The following is a 19,044-nucleotide window of genomic DNA, read 5'->3' on the forward strand; positions in this document are numbered from 1 at the left end:
CTTGTTTATGTATTTACCGTTTTTAATTGATTTACAGCGGTAAATACACATACAAAGTTAGACATTACTCGGAGTCTTCATCTATTAAATCAGGCACTTGCAGAACATTAAACCAATGATTCAATTTATTTTTAACTAATTCCACCCCTACTTTTTTAGTAGATGAAAACACTTCAACTTGAATATCCGCATTCATTGATTTTAAAGAGTCTCTGACCTTACTAAGCTGTTGTTTTAATGCCCCCGAAGCTAATTTATCTGATTTAGTTAACAATACTAAAACGGAAAGTTCTGCGTCTACGGCCCACTTAATCATATTTTGATCGAGCTCTTTTAGTGGATGTCGTATATCCATTAAAATCACAATTCCTTTTAAGCTATCACGTTTTTGTAGATATTCACTTAAAGATTTTTGCCATTTACGCTTTACTTCTTCTGGTACTTCCGCATATCCATAGCCTGGTAAGTCAACAAGCCGGCAATTATCTGCTACTTCAAATAGATTAATTAATTGTGTTCTTCCTGGCGTTTTACTTGTCCTAGCTAAGCTTTTTTGCCCAGTTAATGTGTTAAGTGCACTAGATTTTCCAGCATTCGAACGCCCAGCAAATGCAATCTCCACACCTGTATCGGGGGGTAAATGTCTGATATCAGGGGCACTTAATACAAATTTAGTCATATGGTAGTTCAATGATTGCATGATTTATCCTAATCAATAAAAAAGTAAGTATTATTTCTAAAAATTAAAAATTTCGTTTGATTCAGTTTCTAATGGGCAACAGCTTTCATAATTTACATCGGTACACCACTATGAAAACGAAACTCAGAATCTGCACTGAGTATCAACTCCTCTTCAATTCTTGCGAAAAAATGAATCCTATCTTGAATTTTTTGGGTGCTCAACTGATTTTCACTATTTTTAGTGGTTTCACCCATCAGCATGGCACTCAACGACAGATAATCTTGATAGTGCCTCGCTTCAGAACGTAATAAAGAGATATAAAATTGACTTAGTTCTTTATCTACAAAAGGGGCTAAACGAGCAAATCTTTCACAGGAACGAGCTTCAATATATGCTCCACAAATCAATTTATCAACCAATGTCATGGGTTCATGGGTTCTTACCCCCTGTAATAATCTTTTGGCATATCTACCTGCGGTAATGTTAGCATATACAACGCCTCTGCTTTGCATTATTTCTAGCACTTGAATAAAATGGTGCAATTCTTCTTTTATCAGCAATACCATATCGCTTAATAAAGTTTCTGCTAACAGCTCAAAATCAGGGGGTTCACTCTGGTAGTCAAAAGAACTTGAGAACATGGTTTGATTAAGATCTTTTCTGATAGAGAGTTTCGCTTTCGAAAAATGATGAGATTGTCTTAACTCTTCAAGCGTACCTTTTTGCCTATAAACATAATCTTCAAATGGCTTTAATTGTTTTAATAAGGCATTTGATCCTGCATCATCTAAAACATACTTGCGCAATAATAAAGCTGCTGTTTGAGCCGCCTTTAGTTCACACACTAAGTGATCGATAAGCACTAATGAGAGATTTTGTGGCTTAATTGCTTCATCAACCCACGATTGAGGGGTTCTACAAGATAAAAATGTGGTTACAGGAAGCAACCACACCTCTATATTGGCTAAAGAAATTTCATTTTCTACTAATTTTACAGGCACATTCATAAATTATTCTTATTCAATCAATTAAAAAGTTCATACATGGTATTGAGTGCATTGGTTTTTTATGATGCATTTTTCTTTTAGAATTCTCCGCTTTCATGTTCATTATTTCATCATGCTATTACTTATAAAGGTATCGCTTTACTTATTCACTCGATCATAAATTTTAAATACCATATCAAAGGCATTATTTTCATCAGCTAAATACAGTTCTTCGTAACTTAAATTGAATTGTAGATTATTGGAAGTGGATAGAATGCCATTAAATTTTGGGAAAAAAGCATCGGCATTAAATTCATGTTTTACTTCAGTTATATAAAGCCTATCTGCTAAGTCTAGACTCGAATGATAAATAGTTGCTCCCCCAATGATCATGATTTCATTTAATTGTTCGATGTCATGTGAGTTTAGGTGAATACTCTTCTTTAAAATGTCTCTTTTAGCAATCTCTAGGCTTTCTTGAAGAGAATGCGCAACTACAGCATCATTTAGCTTAATGGCTTGTTTAGTCAAGACAATATTTGTTCTTCCGGGTAAAGCTTTACCGATCGATTGATAAGTTTTTCTCCCCATAATAACAGGCTTGCCGAGTGTATGTTTTTTAAACCATTTAAAATCAGCGGGCAAATGCCACAGCATTTTATTATCTAAGCCTATGGCATTCGATATATCTATTGCTGCAATTAGACTAATTTTCATTATCCCCTCTTTGGCTGATCTTATTAAGTTATTTATATTTTCAGGTACTTATTTAACTTAACCTAGTACCTATTAATTATAAAAATTTATATCTGAACTGACTGATTTATTCATCATCATCGTAATAACCACCGCTATAATTATCAAATCTTGACCATTGACCATTAAAGGCTAACCTGACTTTTCCTATCGGTCCATTACGTTGCTTTCCTAGAATAATCTCCGCAATCCCTTTAAGATCGCTATTGTCGTTATAGACCTCATCTCGATAAATGAACATAATAACATCAGCATCTTGCTCTATAGAGCCAGACTCCCTCAAGTCAGAGTTGACAGGCCTTTTATCTGCTCTTTGCTCTAGACTTCGATTCAATTGTGATAGAGCAACAACTGGAACTTGCAACTCTTTAGCCAGTGCTTTTAATGAACGGGAAATCTCGGCAATTTCCAAAGTACGATTATCCTTAAGCTCAGGTACACGCATCAGCTGAAGATAATCCACCATAATCATACTTAAACCATCATGCTCACGATAAATTCTTCTGGCCCTTGATCTTACCTCGGTTGGAGTTAAGCCTGAACTGTCATCGATATACATATTTTTCTTATCAGATAAAATACTCATTGTACTAGAAATACGTGACCAATCATCATCATCTAATTGCCCTGTTCTTACTTTAGTCTGATCGACCCTGGACAAAGAAGCGAGCATTCTCATCATTAATTGTTCTGCTGGCATTTCTAGACTAAAAATAAGCACAGGCTTATTTTGCATCATCATGGCATTTTCACACAGGTTCATTGCAAATGTTGTTTTACCCATGGACGGTCTCGCTGCCACAATAATAAGATCAGAGCGTTGAAGTCCTGCTGTTTTTTTATCTAAATCAATGAATCCAGTAGAAACACCTGTCACTCCATCATGAGGTTTTTGATATAACAGTTCAATTCTTTCAATCGTTTCTGATAGAACCGCATCAATATTTTTAGGTCCTTCACTGGTATTGGCCCTTGATTCAGCTATTTTAAACACTCTTGATTCAGCTAAATCTAATAGCTCGGCACTGCTTCTTCCCTGAGTGTCATAACCTGCATCGGCAATTTCATTTGCCACAGCTATCATTTCTCTTACAATAGCACGCTCTCTAATGATATCTGCGTACGCCACAATATTAGCAACACTTGGCGTATTTTTGGCCATTTCAGCAAGATAAGAAAAACCACCAACCTGCTCAAGTTCATTTAACGCTTCAAGAGACTGAGATAAGGTAATCAAATCGACTGGATTTCCTCTCTCTATTTGCCGATGAATTTCCCTAAATATGATCCTGTGAGATCTAGTGTAAAAATCAGACTCACTTACTCTTTCTGCTACCTGATCCCATTTTTCATTATCAATCAGTAATCCCCCTAAGACGGATTGCTCTGCCTCCATTGATTGCGGAGGTAATTTTAATTGAGCCATTTGTCTATCTTGATAGTAGGAGTTAGGTGAAGAATAAATTGGTTCATAAACCATGTTATCTCCTCTATCTTCAGGGTAATTATCCGAAGCATAAGGTGAGGGTTCGGGTGGCTTTGAATAGAAAGATGATGGCATAAAATACTCGATTTAATTTTAATAAAATAAGGATTACTTTTAAAAAAGTTTCCTATGAACTAAACTTTTAATTAATGATAGCATATCATAAGTACATGCATTATTTTTGCTTATTGTATGCTAATATATCTTTTTGAGGAATATCATGCCATGCATTTATTTTTTGGCAAGCTAAGGATATTTTTGCGCACTATAGTTTCAAAAAGTAACACCTCTATTTTAAGGATATTAAGCCATGTCTCCACTAGAAAAATATCAACAAGCCCTAGCATCTAAAGAATTTATGCCAGATTCTATCCAAGAATCAGCAATAAAAGCACTAAATGCACGCTATCAAGAGCTAATTAAAATAGATTTTACTCAACTGAGCACATCTTCATATAATAAAACATCGTTCATAAGACGCTTCAAACCGCTATCTAAACTTTTAAAAAGCAATCAAAATCAACAACCTAATTTTACCCCATCTGCAGTAAGAGGATTATACATGTGGGGAGGCGTAGGACGCGGTAAAACCTGGATGATGGATATATTTTATCATTCATTACCCGCACCCTATAAAAAGAGACTACATTTCCATCGGTTTATGCATTTTGCCCATGAAAAATTAAATGCTCACCAAGGGGAGACGAATCCTATAGAAAGTATAGCTGATGAAATAGTGCAAGATACCAGAATTTTATGTTTTGATGAATTCTTTGTATCGGATATTACTGATGCTATGATTTTAGGTAATTTACTTGAGGCACTATTTAAGCGAGGGGTAACATTGATTGCCACATCTAACATTCCTCCTGATGAGCTTTATAAAAATGGATTACAACGAACCCGTTTTTTACCTGCAATAGAATCGATAAAAGCACACTGTGACATTATGAATATTGATTCTGGAATTGATTACAGATTAAGAACATTAACTCAAGCGAGCCTGTTCCATTTTCCTTTAAACGAAGAAAATAAAAAGAAACTACATATACTCTATGAACAGCTAAGTGGAGAGAAAGTATCACCCCACCCCAAAATTATTTCGATTAATCATCATAATTTTCAGATTGAGAGTGAAGCAAATGGCATTGCATTAATAGATTTTCAGACCCTTTGTGTAGAGCCGCGCAGTCCTCAAGACTTTATTGAATTATCACGCTCTTATCATTCTGTTATTTTACAAAATATCACCCTGATGAGTAGACAAGATGAAAGTGCTGCAAGAAGATTTATTGGCGTTATCGATGAATTTTACGAGAGAAAAGTAAAACTTATCCTAAGCAGTGTTGCTCCAATCGATACGATATATCAAGGGGAATTATTACGCTTTGAGTTTAAACGTTGTTTATCAAGGCTACAAGAAATGCAAAGTCATGAGTATCTAGCTATACCGCATATTCCTTAATTGTTAAATAAAGAGTAGAAATAATGTTTCCTTGAGTAAAGTGAACTCGTCAAATCAATTTACGCTGTGATTTTTATTTAACTCAACCGAACAAATTTTGTGGTGTTCTAAGGGTTTTTTCAATCAGTTTAGGAAGTTTTTGAATGGCTATGCTTTTTGCTTTCCCCATGTTATCTCTTTTCCAAAAGAGCATCAGATCTTTTTTAATAATATCTTCTGTTGAACCTAACATCTTTAACCTACCTGCTTGAATATCATCTTTAACATAATAATAAGGTAAGGTGGCTATGCCTAATCCAGCAAGAATAGCTAAACGTTTATCAGCAAGAGAACTCACCACTAATCTTGACTGTTTAGGTAAGACATGTTTTGTTAGTGCGGTAAAATTTTTTGCGGTATCAGAAATAACAACGCTTTGATATTTTTCTCGTACCTCATCAAGAAATGGAAATTTTTCTTGATGAATAGGATGCGAGGGACTTGCGACAAAGACCATTTCTAAACCAATAATTCTTTTTTTCATGTTCTCACTAGATTCATGCTCTGGCGCATCAATAGCAATAAGGACATCTGCATCTCCACTTCGTAATCTTTCAAAAGCCCCAGATAATACTTCTGTTCTTAAAATTATTTGTGTCTTAGATTGTTCGTTTAACTCTTCTATAAAAGGGAACAATAGATGCTGAGGATATATCGCTTCACATACGATGACAAACTGACTTTCCCAACCACTTGCAATTGCTTGTACTGTTTGTCCTAATTCATCTGCTGTATTTAATATAATCCTGCCTTGCTCTAATAAAAATAATCCCGCTTTAGTGAATTGAGTTTTATGGCCTGAACGGTCAAAAATCATGGTATCTAGCTCTTCTTCAAGCTTTTGAATACTATACGTAATTGCAGAGGGAACCTTATGCAGGTGGTGTGCTGCAGCAGCAAAGCTACCGCACCTATCGATTGCATCAATAATTCTTAACGCTTCTAAACTTAATTGAGGTTTTTTACTCATATTATATCCAAAAGTGAAGATTGCCAGATAATAAAGTTAAATCGGGATAAACAAATAATTGTTAACACATCCTAGAACAACTAACTTGTTAGCAATATGACAAATATTTTTACATTTTGCAATACACAACCAATTAATAAGCAAAAACTTTGATTTAGATTAATTATTGCACAACTGTTAGTCCATGCTAATGACAATATCTGCTTCTCTTTTTTCTGCCTTACTCATGCCTGAACGCCAAAAGAAATAAGGCTCTGTAAAGCCACCTATTGCAGCAAGAAAAGGCTCGCCACTATTTGAAACTGCATGTAGTCCGATTGCCGCTTTCATACGTTTAGGCAAACGCAATATCTCTTCTGCAACTTTCAGAACAGCTTCTTTAGAGGATAATCCACATTCCATATACTGAACTATAGATTTAGCAGCGACAGTCCTAATAGCATACTCACCGTGCCCAATGCAACCTGCTGCTCCATAACGAGAATCTGCATACATACCTGCGCCCAAAATGGGTGAATCACCCAAGCGTCCAGGGTGTTTCCATGCCCATCCACTGGTACTGACTCCCCCAGCCATATGTGTAGTATTATCCTGTACTAATGCAACGACCGTGCCACCAGCTTTTTGAGGATCTGCAGTTTTCCAGGCAAGTTCTGAGAAATTTAAAGAGGGAACATCAACTAAATTATGATCTTTTAGCCACTTGTTATAAGCGATTAAACTATTAGGTGTCAGCGCAATATGTCTCCCAAATCCCTGTTCATCAGCAAAGTGTCTTGCCCCTTCACCTACCAAAACCACATGAGGTAAAACTTCCATGACTTTTCTGGCGACCGATATGGGATGAAGCGCTTGTTTAAGAGCGCCAATCACGCCAGCCTCTTTAGTTGTTCCATCAATAATCGCTGCATCAAATTCCATTTCTCCTAGCATATTCGGCCATGAATGAATTCCCACAGAAGTGACTTCTTCATCTAACTCAACAATTTTGATCATTGTTTCAATTGTATCTAAATGGGATTTATTTGCATTAAGTGAAGAAATTCCTTCATCCAATGCATTTTTACCCTCACCTGTTATTAAAAAAAAAGCCATAGTGATTCCCTAAGTTAAATTAATTTTTGCAGGTAAAAAGACATGGATACATGGTGTGTTTATTGTTCATATATAATCGCATCAGCTGCAGCATAGGCTGAGCTCCATGCCCATTGGAAATTATAGCCTCCAAGCCAACCTGTTACATCTAGTACTTCTCCAATAAAATAGAGACCTTTGACAGATTTTACTTCCATAGTTTTTGAAGAAATATAATTTGTGTCAATGCCACCTAAAGTCACTTCAGCAGTTCTATAACCTTCAGTGCTATTAGGCTTGATAGCCCAGGAATGTAACAATTGATCGATTGTTTCAATCTTTTGAAGGCTCAACTCTGCTAAAGTAGTGACAGGTAATAAATTCATTTCATAAAAAAGTTCAACCACTCTTTTGGGCAGCAATTGAGAAATGAAGGTCTTTGTTTGTTGATTCGGATGAGAAGATTTTGCATGGATAAGTAACTCTTTAAGTGAGTGGCCTGGCAATAAGTCTAAAATCAACGATTCTCCTTCTTTCCAATAATTAGATATCTGTAAAATAGCAGGTCCCGAAAGTCCCCGATGAGTAAAAAGAGTGTTTTCTTTAAATGTCATCCCTGTTTCAGATTTCACTTCACTTGCAATACTTATCCCAGAGAGAGTAGCCACATGATCTAATAAAGGTTTATGTAAGGTTAATGGCACTAGCCCGGCACGGGTAGGATAAACAGGTAAATCGAATTGTTCAGCAATTTGATAGCCCAAAGGGGTAGCTCCTAATCCGGGCATAGATAATCCCCCTGTAGCTATAACCAGTTTTTTAGTGATTATTTCTCCGTCCTGACTCCCAATAGAGAATGCATCATCAAACAGCTTTTCGATGGACTTAATGGTTTGCCTCAACGCAATTTTAACGTTTCCTAACTTACATTCCTCTAGGAGCATATTCACAATATCTTCTGCACTATTATCGCAAAAAAGTTGACCTAGTGTTTTTTCATGATAAGGGATGTCATAGCGACGAATAAGCTCAATAAAATCCCATTGCGTATATCGCGCAAGCGCTGACTTGCAAAAATGGGGATTATGCGAAATAAAAGCCCCAGGTTCTATATTTAAATTGGTAAAATTGCAACGACCTCCACCGGACATTAATATTTTTCTTCCCGGTTTTTTACCATTATCTAAGACAATAACAGACTTACCCATTTGCCCTAATTGTGAAGCACAAAAAAGACCCGCTGCACCAGCACCTATGACAACAACATCATACTCCCTATCTGCAGGAGATAATGGTGCCATCATTTCAGCCAACCTTTGTTTTTGGCATCTTGAAGTTGCTTGACAATGACTTCATACAGCTCAGGGATCATCTCTTTAGCAATTGAAGCCCTCTGAATGACTTGTTCATATGCGATACCATTATCAACCCAGCTCTGCCCTCCATTATGTAAATTAAGCATCATAGGCATAATTCTATCTATCACTTGCGCATATTTTGATTCTGGGGTTAAAGAATCTTCATACTCTTCCCATAACGACATAAATTCCTCTTTAAGAGGTGTTGATAATATGCCAAAAATTCGGTGAGCGGCTTTCTTTTCGTTTTCAGCATTTGCTTCTCTGGCTGCTAGATCAAATGCAATCACATCTCCCGCATCAATTTCCACGATATCATGCAATAAAGCCATTTTAACCATCCTAAAGAAATCAAGATGTGCAGGTAGAAATGGCTTTAACGTTAATAATCCAATAGCTAGCTGCCAGCTATGCTCTGCTGAATTTTCATGGCGATGCTGGCCGTATATTTTAGTTTTTCGTTCAATCTGTTTTAACTTATCTATTTCCATCCAGAATTGAATTGTTGCGGTAAACTGTCCAAAATCCAACGTTTCATTATGAGTATGATTCATTAATTATCCTTTTAATTAAGTTATTTGCTACACTAAATATTCCATACTGTTAAAAAAGAAAGCCCTTCACAAAGAGGGCTTTAATTATTATTTAGCAATCTATTCAACTACTATAAAAATGAATAATTTGCTCTTTTAATTCATCGCTTTTAAAAAGGAATATCATCAGAAAAATCAGCAGGTGGTTCCATCGATGGGCCGGAAGGATTACTACCAGTAAACTGAGGAGCTGCAGGAGTCGAACTCGTAGCCATTCCTGCCCCCATAGCCATAGCAGGTGCAGCTGCCATTGAAGCTGCTCCCATTGGTGGTGCATCATAGCCCCCTTGTGCACCAGGACGTCCACCAACCATTTGCATCGTTCCATTATAGCCACTTATCACTATTTCTGTTGTATAACGTTCAACACCTTGTTGATCTTGCCATTTACGTGTCTGTAATTGTCCCTCAACATATACCTGAGAGCCTTTTTTTAAATATTGCTGTGCGATTTCAGCCAATTTGCCAAAAACAACGACTCTATGCCACTCTGTTTTTTCTCTATTTTCACCTGTATTTTTATCACGCCAGGTTTCGCTTGTAGCAAGACTTAATGTGGCAACAGGATCATTATTCGCCATAAATCTAACTTCAGGATCTGCGCCTAAATTACCAAGCAATATCACTTTATTTACGCCTCTTGACGCCATAAGATTCTCCTAATAATTAATTATTGTAACTCTTTTATAATAACAAATTTAATGACTTATGAAAAAACTCTAAGCTTAAACGTTTAAAATTCATTTTATTTTCTATTCTGCCATGCTCAATATAGTTTAACATAGGACACGCAAAACGGCACTGAAAATCCATTTTCAAAGAAAAAGAGATGCTTCTATATGTCTTATTATATTTGTGCGATAATATAGCAAGAACAAACTTAAAATTAGCATTTGTGAATTTCTAGCCATTATAACAAGTAACCACGCTAAACAAGAAAAAATTCAGATAATAAAAATTTTGTTATTGAATAATGCAAATTAAAAATTCACCAATAATCAGTTAAAAGACAACTATATTTTCTCTATTCAACGGATAAAAAATCTCATGAAATTTATTGATATACGCGGTGCTCGTACTCACAATTTAAAAAACATCAATTTAACTATCCCAAGAGACAAGCTGATTGTCATAACAGGTTTATCTGGTTCAGGTAAATCTTCTCTTGCATTTGATACTCTTTACGCTGAAGGACAACGTAGATATGTTGAATCCTTATCCGCTTATGCTAGACAGTTCCTTTCTTTAATGGAAAAACCTGATGTTGATCATATTGAAGGGCTTTCTCCCGCTATTTCAATCGAGCAAAAATCAACATCGCACAATCCTCGCTCTACAGTAGGGACTATCACAGAGATTCACGATTATTTAAGATTACTTTTTGCCCGAGTCGGCGAGCCTAGATGCCCAACCCATGATATCCCTTTAGCTGCACAAACAGTCAGTCAGATGGTTGATCAGATATTAGAACAGCCAGAAGGTACTCGTCTTATGATACTGGCCCCTGTCATCAAAGAACGTAAAGGTGAGCATACCAAACTGTTAGAACAATTTGCTTCTCAGGGATATATTCGTGCAAGAATAAATGGAGAGATTTGCGATTTATCCGATCCACCTAAACTTGAATTACAAAAAAAACACACCATAGAAATCGTTGTGGATAGAGTCAAAGTAAGAGATGATATTGCTCAAAGATTAGCAGAATCAATTGAAACAACACTTGAGCTAACAGGTGGTATAGTCGTTATTGCAGACATGGATAATCCAGAAGTAAAAGAATTGCTGTTTTCAGCCAATTTTGCATGCCCAAGTTGTGGTTTTAGTATGCAAGAATTAGAACCTCGTCAATTTTCATTCAATAACCCTGCAGGTGCCTGCCCCACTTGTGATGGTTTAGGCGTACAACAGTATTTTGATGCCTCAAGAGTCATTCAAAATGATGAAGTTTCACTAGCTGGCGGGGCCATAAAAGGATGGGACCGCCGTAATTTTTACTATTTCCAAATGCTAACATCTTTAGCAGAACATTTTCAATTTGATGTGGAAACCCCTTTTAATGAGCTCAGTAAGAAAATAAAAGAAGTGATATTAAATGGTTCAGGAAAAGAAAAAATCGCATTTAAGTACACAAACGATCGTGGAGATATCGTTACAAGAAATCATCCTTTTGAAGGTGTACTCAATAATTTAGAACGCCGATATCGTGAAACGGAATCGATGGCAGTAAGAGAAGAATTGGCCAAATATATTAATAATCGCCCCTGCCAAAGTTGTCATGGCACTCGGTTAAAAGAAGAATCACGGCATGTTTTTATCAATAACACCACATTACCCTACATCTCTGATTTAAGTATAGCCCAAGCAGCTGATTTTTTTGAAACACTCAGCTTATCGGGTCAAAAAGCTAAAATCGCTGAAAAAGTACTGAAGGAAATCAAAGATAGGCTCCATTTTTTAGTCAATGTGGGATTAAACTATCTTTCCTTATCTAGAAGTGCAGATACTTTATCGGGGGGAGAAGCCCAACGTATCCGTCTGGCAAGTCAAATAGGAGCAGGGTTAGTAGGTGTTATGTACGTTCTTGATGAACCTTCTATTGGTCTTCATCAACGTGATAATGAGCGCTTATTAAAAACACTTATCCATTTAAGAGATTTAGGTAACACTGTAATTGTCGTCGAACATGACGAAGATGCAATTAGGGCGGCAGATTACATCATAGATATTGGCCCAGGGGCTGGTGTGCATGGTGGACAAATAGTTGCAGAAGGTTCGATTGATAAAATATTAAAATCAAAGACGTCACTGACAGGACAATATTTAAGTGGTAAAAAAAGTATTATGATGCCTAAAGAACGCCATCTTATTGATAAGGATAAATGCATAGTATTGAAAGGAGCAACGGGTAATAATTTAAAAAATGTAGATTTAACAATACCTGTTGGATTATTGACCTGTATTACTGGTGTATCTGGTTCTGGTAAATCGACCCTTATCAATGACACACTTTTTGCGATTGCACAGCGAGAACTTAATCGGGCCACATTAAATGAACCCGCCCCTTATCGCTCAATCGATGGATTAGAACATTTAGATAAGGTCATTGATATCGATCAAAGCCCAATAGGAAGAACTCCACGGTCCAACCCAGCAACTTACACTGGCATATTTACGCCAATAAGAGAACTATTTGCAGGGGTTCCCGAGTCTAGGGCTAGAGGATATACTCCTGGAAGATTTAGTTTTAATGTGAAAGGAGGCCGGTGTGAAGCTTGTCAAGGTGATGGTGTTATAAAAGTAGAAATGCACTTTTTACCTGATGTTTACGTCCCTTGCGATCACTGTAAAGGCAAGCGATATAATCGTGAAACACTAGATATAAAATATAAGGGTAAAAATATTCATGACATCTTAGAAATGACTATTGAAGATGCAGCTGAATTTTTTAAAGCCATCCCTGCGCTTTCTCGTAAACTGCAAACACTGCTAGATGTTGGGCTATCTTATATTAAATTAGGACAGTCTGCGACAACGCTTTCTGGTGGTGAAGCTCAAAGGGTGAAATTATCCAAAGAATTATCAAAAAGGAGTACTGGACAAACACTTTATATTTTAGATGAACCGACAACAGGACTCCATTTTGCCGATATTGATTTACTGTTAACCGTGCTTCATCAATTACGAGATCAGGGTAACACGATTGTCATTATCGAACATAACCTAGACGTCATTAAAACGGCCGACTGGATTGTAGATTTGGGTCCTGAAGGCGGAAGTGGTGGTGGAGAAATACTGACTTTTGGTCCACCGGAGACAATAGTTAAATGCAAAAAATCGCATACAGCACGTTTTCTCAAACCTCTGCTTGGATAATAATTAAAACTTTATTCCCCTATGCATATTTGCTTAATCTCAATTAAAGTAAGGGGTAGAAATTATAATAGTAAAACGTGTTAAGTTATCCAAGTAGAACTTAATTTGAGCCAAGAATAAAAAGTAGGGTATAATTATTGATTAGACCAATCAATTTATAAATAATTGCTTACCTTAATAAGTAATAGAAGAGGAATGTATGAATTCTGAAAGTAAACACCATGAATCGAATGATGAAATAGATTTAAAAGAATTAGTAATCACGCTATGGAAAGGCAAATGGTTCATCGCTCTGATTGCGATAATCATGATGATTTTAGGTCTTTTGTATAGTACATTTATTCAAACACAAACATCTACACTATCGATTAACGCTTTACCATCATATAAAGCGAACGCATATAATGAATTAAACGCTCAGCTAGCTCAGCTCAATAAAGAACTTACCCCATTTGTTAGTAGCGAAAAATCAGAAGAGAGAAAGGCGTTGAATCTATCTTCTGGATTTTTATTGTCTAAATTAATGGAAAGACTTTCGTCAAGGGAAAATTTATTAGAAATAGCAAAAAAGATCAATTTGATTCCTAAGAAAAAATTAAATGACGAAGAGTGGAATGAAGCCATCATAGGCTTTATTTATGACATAAATATTTTACCCCCTTTAAGCGCTGAAGAGTTAGCGGTGAATAAATCACCTAATCCAAGACGATATTGGGAAATCAGTAGTAGCAACGTTAAAGATAGCGAAGCGTATACAAATCTCCTCAATCAAAGCTTAGCAGAATCGAATGAGTTTGTAAGAGTCACCATTTTAAATGAGATTGAAAAAGAGATTAAACTGTTACAACTCCTCAAAAATCATGAAATAGAAAATATTAATACTGATATAAATAATTTAAAAGCGCGTTATGAACAGGTTATAGAACAGAGAAAAGCGGAATTAATTGAACAAGCCCAGATCGCTCGTCAATTAAACATTGCTAAAAATACGCTTGAAGGTAAAGAATTTATTAACGTACCTAATGTGATTAGCACATCAACTGAAAACAGTTCACCTTTATATTTCCGTGGCTATGAAGCGCTTGAAAGTCAATTAGCACTATTAAATGAGCGTAAAAATATAGAACAATTTATTCCTGAATTGGTTCAGCTAAATGACAGAAAAAGAGTCCTTGAGAATAATCAGCTAGAAGAGCGATTAACTCAAGCGATAAATAATAGCCCCTTAGCCGATAAAACACTATTTCAAGCTGCTAATTTAGACATTAACAAAATCAAATTTGTAAGCAAACCTAACAAGTGGATTTTATTGTTTTTACTTGGGTTTTTGGGAATAGCTATAGGGGCTGTGTTTGTTTTATTAAAAGAGACCTTATTTTCAAAGAAAGTACTATAACATTTGAAATACCATTATAGAAACTGAAAAGGTATAAATTGCTAGCACATGTAAATGGGCTAGCAAAAAATAGCTAATAATTAATTTTGAAGACTATCTAGAAATTGCCACTTAATTATTCGCATTATAGATACTGATTGTGAAGAAGGTGTGAGAGCACTAGAATAAGCATAAATACGTTTTCATTATCTAACTTCACCTGTCAAGCCTCCCTTTTTTCTCTCACCAATTAATCATTTATATTAATAATTCTAAGCTAATCTTGGATAGTAACGCTTAACTTTCCACTAATTATTGAGCACAAGAATATGCAAAGTACTATTGTGTGGCTCATTATTTAATTAATCAACCACACCTAAACTAAATGAGACTTTGCATTACGCCACAAAAGCCCGTAACCGATTCTGTCCCACACACGGCATTAACTAATAGTGTCATTTTACCTTTGATATCAAAGATTAAAATAATAATAACAGGAACCACTACACCTAAAAATATTCTAAAGGGTAACATCAGTGATTTTAATTTCGGTGAGTTAGCAACTAACTGTTCTTCAATTAAAGGCCAAACTTTCCATGCAACAAATAAGGCCAAAAAGAGTTCTCCTATTGGCATTAAATATTGACCAGTGACAACATCCAAAAAGTCAAATAAAGAAAGATTTAAAATTTTCAGTTGGTCTGTAGCACCCATAGACAAGGAACACAATACGCCTAAGGAGAAAAAGCCAACCAAAGAGATAACCACCGCAGTGATTCTTTTCATCTTAAACTGATCTATTAAAGAACTCACAATAACTTCTAACAAAGAGATAGATGAAGTGAGTGCCGCAACAAATAGTGAAGCAAAAAATAATCCACCAAATAACTGTCCTGCCGGCATACTTGCAAACACTGAAGGCATAGTAACAAAGGTTATCCCTGTTCCAGGATTAGCAGGAAGGTTTAACGCAGTAATCGCAGGGAGTACCATCAAACCGGACAAAACGCATGTCGTTAAGGTCAGAACAATTATCCAAACTGTGGAGGGAATAATGCTAGATTTGTCATCTACGTAAGATCCATAAGTAATCATAATCCCCATAGCTAACGATAGGGAGAAAAAACTCAAACCAAGTGCTGATATCCAAGTTTCTCTTGTTACTTTGCTAAAATCAAAGTCTAAAAATTGTTTTAATCCCTCCTCAGAACCAGGTAAAGTATTAGACCGGATAATAAGTATAAACAATAGAATAAGTAAAATTGGCATTAGGTACTTAGATACTTTTTCAATCCCTTTTTGTACACCAAATAATATAGTCGCGGCGGTTGCGCACGCAAAAAATAAATGATACATAACAGGAGAAATAGGTGAGGCTACATAAGTATTAAAATTGTTTAAACTGATAGCCCCATCTGTTGTATGAGTGGCACCTGTTAGGGTACTTACAAAATAAGCGCTAGTCCAGCCTCCGATAACGCTATAAAAAGAGATTATCATAAAACATACAAGAATACCTACCAGTCCAATAAGAGACCAACCTTTCCCTCCAAGCTTCTTGAATGCACCGTAAGGATTTAGCTGAGTTTTTCTACCTAAAGCAATTTCGGTACTCATAAGCACGAGCCCCAAAGTAAGGCAAATTCCTAAATAAATAAGTAAAAAAGCCCCTCCTCCATTTTTAGAGGTTTCAAATGGAAATTTCCATACCGCACCTAATCCTATAGTTGAACCGGCTGATGCCAGTATAAATCCTATTTTTGAACCCCACTGAGAACGCATAAATGCTCCTTAAAATCAAAATTATATACAATCTGTCTATTTGTTTAAGAGTGTTTGCCTTGAGCAATTTCATTTCTGATTGCATCCATATCTAATTGTTTTACTTGATTAACAAGTTCCTCTAGCGCATTTTGGGGTAATGCACCTGATTCTGAATAGAGCATGATATTGTCTCTAAATACCATTAGTTGTGGGATACCCCTAATCTGAAAAGCATTAGCAAGTTCTTGCTCAACTTGGGTATTTACCTTAGCAAAAACCATATCAGGGTGCTCATTTGCCACAGCTTCAAAAATGGGGGCAAAACTCACACAAGGTCCACACCAAGGTGCCCAAAAATCAATGATTACGATAGAGTTATCTTCGATGGTTTTTTGAAAGTTAGTATTATTAAGTTCAATCACAGACATAATTTTACCTTTATTAAGTTTAAGTTTAAGTTTAAGTTTAAGTTTAAGTTTAAGTTTTTAGCACAAAAAAAATTTTGCCGTAAAAAGTACAACACTTTTAGTAAAAATAAAACTGATAATTTCCAACCACTGAAACACTGTTAATTTTTATCTGAAGGGTACTGATCTACGGTGAGCTCTAGCTCTAACGGATAATCATTTCTGATAAGAAGAATAGGGATTTTAGTACCGGGCTCTATTTCCGCGACTCTATCAAGGGTATCTAACGTATTAACTGTAGGTAAATCATTTACCTTTATCAGGATATCACCAATTTTTATGCCACTTTTAGCTGCTGGCCCTTGTTCATCCATAGCACTGACGTATATGCCATTTATTTCCTCTAATGAGTCTTTTCTAGAGAGCTTAATATCTCCTCCGGTAATTCCAAAATAGCCTCTAATTACTTTACCATCTTCAATGATTTTATTCATTACCTTTAGTGCAAGTTCGGTGGGTATTGCAAAACTTAAGCCACCAGAAATATGCGGACTATCCTCAGATGTATTTTCAAATGATAGGGTATTTATTCCAACTAATTCGCCCAATGAATTTACTAATGCACCACCAGAATTTCCATGATTAATAGCCGCATCCGTTTGTAAGAAATTTTGTCTACCCGATTGACTCAGACTCACTCGACCAGTAGCACTAATAATCCCTTGGGTAATTGAAACACCTAGATTATAAGGATTACCTATTGCTAATACTAAATCTCCTACGCGGGTAGTCCTATTTAGGTTGACTGGAATGGCTTTTAAATTATCTGCATCTATTTTCAGTACCGCAAGATCAGTAAGCTCATCCTCACCAACTAAATTTGCCTCGTAGGTATTGCCATCTTGCAGGCTAACAACAATTTGTTGTGCTCCCTTTATAACATGACCATTAGTTAAAATGTAACCATCACTACGCATGACAACTCCAGAACCTAACGTTTGAATGCCCAATTGAGAATCTTTTAACTCATTATTTGGTGCTCGATTATAGACATATACAACAGTGGGCGCTGCAATAGCTACTGCTTTTGAATAAGAAATAGGGGTAGAGTCCATGACATTGTCAATCAATGATGTTGTAGTATTAGGTTGATTAACCTGTCTTATTTGAGGAAATAAAACCAGCAGTAATCCCCCAACTGAAAGACCCATAACGGCAGCTTTAATCAATTGCTTCCACACAAAAACAGACTCCTATTTAATGGCCATTTAATAACGAATATTTCATGGCCCTATTAAACTGATATAGATTACGTTACTTATGAGCACTATTGTAGGCAAAATATTCATCTTGAAATAAACACATCCTAATGATGTTTCGATATTTACCATGAGAAAAATACTCTTTAATAAGCTTAGCTTCAAATTTAAATCCTAATTTTTCATAGATATGAATTGCTTTTAAATTGTCTTCATCAACTATCAAATAGAGTTTATAAAGATTTAGAACTGAAAATGCATAATCAATTGCCAATTTTACTGCTTCGGTCGCATGTCCTTTTCCTTGAGATTTAGGATCAATCATAATAGCAAATTCCGCTCTTCTATGAACATGGTTTATTTCAATCAGTTCAATTAACCCGACCTTATTTCCTTCTGATTCAACGATAAACCTACGTTCAGATTGATCGTGTATGTGCTTATTATACAATTCAACAAGTTCAACAAAAGCTTCATAAGGTTCTTCAAACCAATACCTCATCACAGTTGCATTATTATCTAATTGATGTACAAATTTCAAATCTTCATGTTCTAATGGCCTTAATTTGACCTTTGTTGTAATTTTGGTATTCATCGCCACTCCTTGTTGGTTTGAAAAATTTAAACAGACGACCACATATTTATATTAATTCTTTTAGATAACTAGACATAAAACAATATCTAAAAAATTTATCGGTTTGTCACATTAAAAAAGCACATTTTAACAACCAAGTATTAAAATAAGTATACAGGATTCATCTAAATGAAGCTCACCTAATTTAAACATCTAAGACCATTCAAAAATCTACTCTATTAACTCCCGCATATCCATAAAAACTACGCAATCAATAACCTAGATAACCCTACTATTGGCTATTCCTTGCATAAAAAAACATTACTAGCCTAACAAAAATGTAGAGAAAGTTTCATCTTTTTATTCAAGTATAGTATGATTCA

16 protein-coding genes are annotated in these 19,044 nt (G+C 35.7%); 3 read left to right on the forward strand and 13 right to left on the reverse strand.

Going from position 1 to position 19,044, the window contains the following annotated elements; translation table 11 throughout:
- Positions 1-64: 64 nt before the first annotated feature.
- The 4 genes from yihA to dnaB form a co-directional block, all read right to left on the reverse strand.
- On the reverse strand, positions 65-700 hold the full coding sequence (gene yihA, locus ACFFIT_RS06135) for a ribosome biogenesis GTP-binding protein YihA/YsxC (protein ID WP_385876767.1): 636 nt from the start codon (positions 698-700) through the stop codon (positions 65-67).
- A 92-nt stretch (positions 701-792) separates the two neighbouring features.
- The gene (miaE, locus tag ACFFIT_RS06140; protein ID WP_385876768.1) at positions 793-1,689 is read right to left on the reverse strand and encodes a tRNA isopentenyl-2-thiomethyl-A-37 hydroxylase MiaE; all 897 of its coding nucleotides are present in this window, start codon (positions 1,687-1,689) and stop codon (positions 793-795) included.
- A 138-nt stretch (positions 1,690-1,827) separates the two neighbouring features.
- Positions 1,828-2,385 carry a dihydrofolate reductase gene (locus tag ACFFIT_RS06145; RefSeq protein WP_385876769.1) on the reverse strand — a complete coding sequence of 186 codons (558 nt, stop codon included), beginning with the start codon at positions 2,383-2,385 and terminating at the stop codon, positions 1,828-1,830.
- A gap of 106 nt (positions 2,386-2,491) precedes the next feature.
- Positions 2,492-3,904 (reverse strand): replicative DNA helicase, encoded by a 1,413-nt coding sequence (gene dnaB / locus ACFFIT_RS06150; RefSeq protein WP_385876795.1) that lies wholly within the window; start codon positions 3,902-3,904, stop codon positions 2,492-2,494.
- 316 nt (positions 3,905-4,220) lie between these two features.
- Between dnaB and zapE the strand changes: the two genes are divergently transcribed.
- Positions 4,221-5,375 carry a cell division protein ZapE gene (zapE, locus tag ACFFIT_RS06155; protein WP_385876770.1) on the forward strand — a complete coding sequence of 385 codons (1,155 nt, stop codon included), beginning with the start codon at positions 4,221-4,223 and terminating at the stop codon, positions 5,373-5,375.
- A gap of 82 nt (positions 5,376-5,457) precedes the next feature.
- Here the strand turns inward: zapE and ACFFIT_RS06160 are convergent, their stop codons facing one another.
- The 5 genes from ACFFIT_RS06160 to ssb form a co-directional block, all read right to left on the reverse strand.
- Complete coding sequence (locus ACFFIT_RS06160; RefSeq protein ID WP_385876771.1) at positions 5,458-6,384, reverse strand: LysR family transcriptional regulator; 927 nt, start codon at positions 6,382-6,384, stop codon at positions 5,458-5,460.
- A 177-nt stretch (positions 6,385-6,561) separates the two neighbouring features.
- Positions 6,562-7,479: an isoaspartyl peptidase/L-asparaginase gene (locus ACFFIT_RS06165; RefSeq protein WP_385876772.1), complete on the reverse strand. Its 918-nt coding sequence runs from the start codon at positions 7,477-7,479 to the stop codon at positions 6,562-6,564.
- 59 nt (positions 7,480-7,538) lie between these two features.
- Entirely contained in the window at positions 7,539-8,759 is a 1,221-nt protein-coding gene (locus tag ACFFIT_RS06170) for a BaiN/RdsA family NAD(P)/FAD-dependent oxidoreductase (protein ID WP_385876796.1), read from the reverse strand.
- Positions 8,759-9,370 carry an HD domain-containing protein gene (locus ACFFIT_RS06175; RefSeq protein ID WP_385876773.1) on the reverse strand — a complete coding sequence of 204 codons (612 nt, stop codon included), beginning with the start codon at positions 9,368-9,370 and terminating at the stop codon, positions 8,759-8,761. Before ACFFIT_RS06175 ends, ACFFIT_RS06170 begins: the two co-directional genes overlap by 1 nt.
- Positions 9,371-9,519: 149 nt before the next feature.
- Positions 9,520-10,059 (reverse strand): single-stranded DNA-binding protein, encoded by a 540-nt coding sequence (gene ssb, locus ACFFIT_RS06180; protein ID WP_385876774.1) that lies wholly within the window; start codon positions 10,057-10,059, stop codon positions 9,520-9,522.
- Between the two features lie 397 nt (positions 10,060-10,456).
- Between ssb and uvrA the strand changes: the two genes are divergently transcribed.
- Both uvrA and ACFFIT_RS06190 read left to right on the forward strand, forming a co-directional pair.
- Positions 10,457-13,282, forward strand: coding sequence for an excinuclease ABC subunit UvrA (gene uvrA, locus ACFFIT_RS06185; RefSeq protein WP_385876775.1), 2,826 nt, complete (start codon positions 10,457-10,459; stop codon positions 13,280-13,282).
- Between the two features lie 199 nt (positions 13,283-13,481).
- Positions 13,482-14,678: a Wzz/FepE/Etk N-terminal domain-containing protein gene (locus ACFFIT_RS06190; protein ID WP_385876776.1), complete on the forward strand. Its 1,197-nt coding sequence runs from the start codon at positions 13,482-13,484 to the stop codon at positions 14,676-14,678.
- Positions 14,679-15,038: 360 nt separating this feature from the next.
- Here the strand turns inward: ACFFIT_RS06190 and ACFFIT_RS06195 are convergent, their stop codons facing one another.
- From ACFFIT_RS06195 to speG, 4 genes are all read right to left on the reverse strand, one after another.
- A complete protein-coding gene (locus tag ACFFIT_RS06195; protein WP_385876777.1) occupies positions 15,039-16,439 on the reverse strand; it encodes a sodium-dependent transporter in 1,401 nt (466 codons plus the stop codon).
- Positions 16,440-16,483: 44 nt separating this feature from the next.
- Positions 16,484-16,849: a thioredoxin family protein gene (locus tag ACFFIT_RS06200; RefSeq protein ID WP_385876778.1), complete on the reverse strand. Its 366-nt coding sequence runs from the start codon at positions 16,847-16,849 to the stop codon at positions 16,484-16,486.
- A 140-nt stretch (positions 16,850-16,989) separates the two neighbouring features.
- A complete protein-coding gene (gene degS / locus ACFFIT_RS06205; RefSeq protein WP_385876779.1) occupies positions 16,990-18,069 on the reverse strand; it encodes an outer membrane-stress sensor serine endopeptidase DegS in 1,080 nt (359 codons plus the stop codon).
- A gap of 73 nt (positions 18,070-18,142) precedes the next feature.
- Positions 18,143-18,682 carry a spermidine N1-acetyltransferase gene (speG, locus tag ACFFIT_RS06210; RefSeq protein ID WP_385876780.1) on the reverse strand — a complete coding sequence of 180 codons (540 nt, stop codon included), beginning with the start codon at positions 18,680-18,682 and terminating at the stop codon, positions 18,143-18,145.
- Positions 18,683-19,044: the final 362 nt, after the last annotated feature.

Origin of the sequence: Thorsellia kenyensis, from assembly GCF_042432445.1 — a bacterium.
GTDB classification, from domain to species: domain Bacteria; phylum Pseudomonadota; class Gammaproteobacteria; order Enterobacterales; family Thorselliaceae; genus Thorsellia; species Thorsellia kenyensis.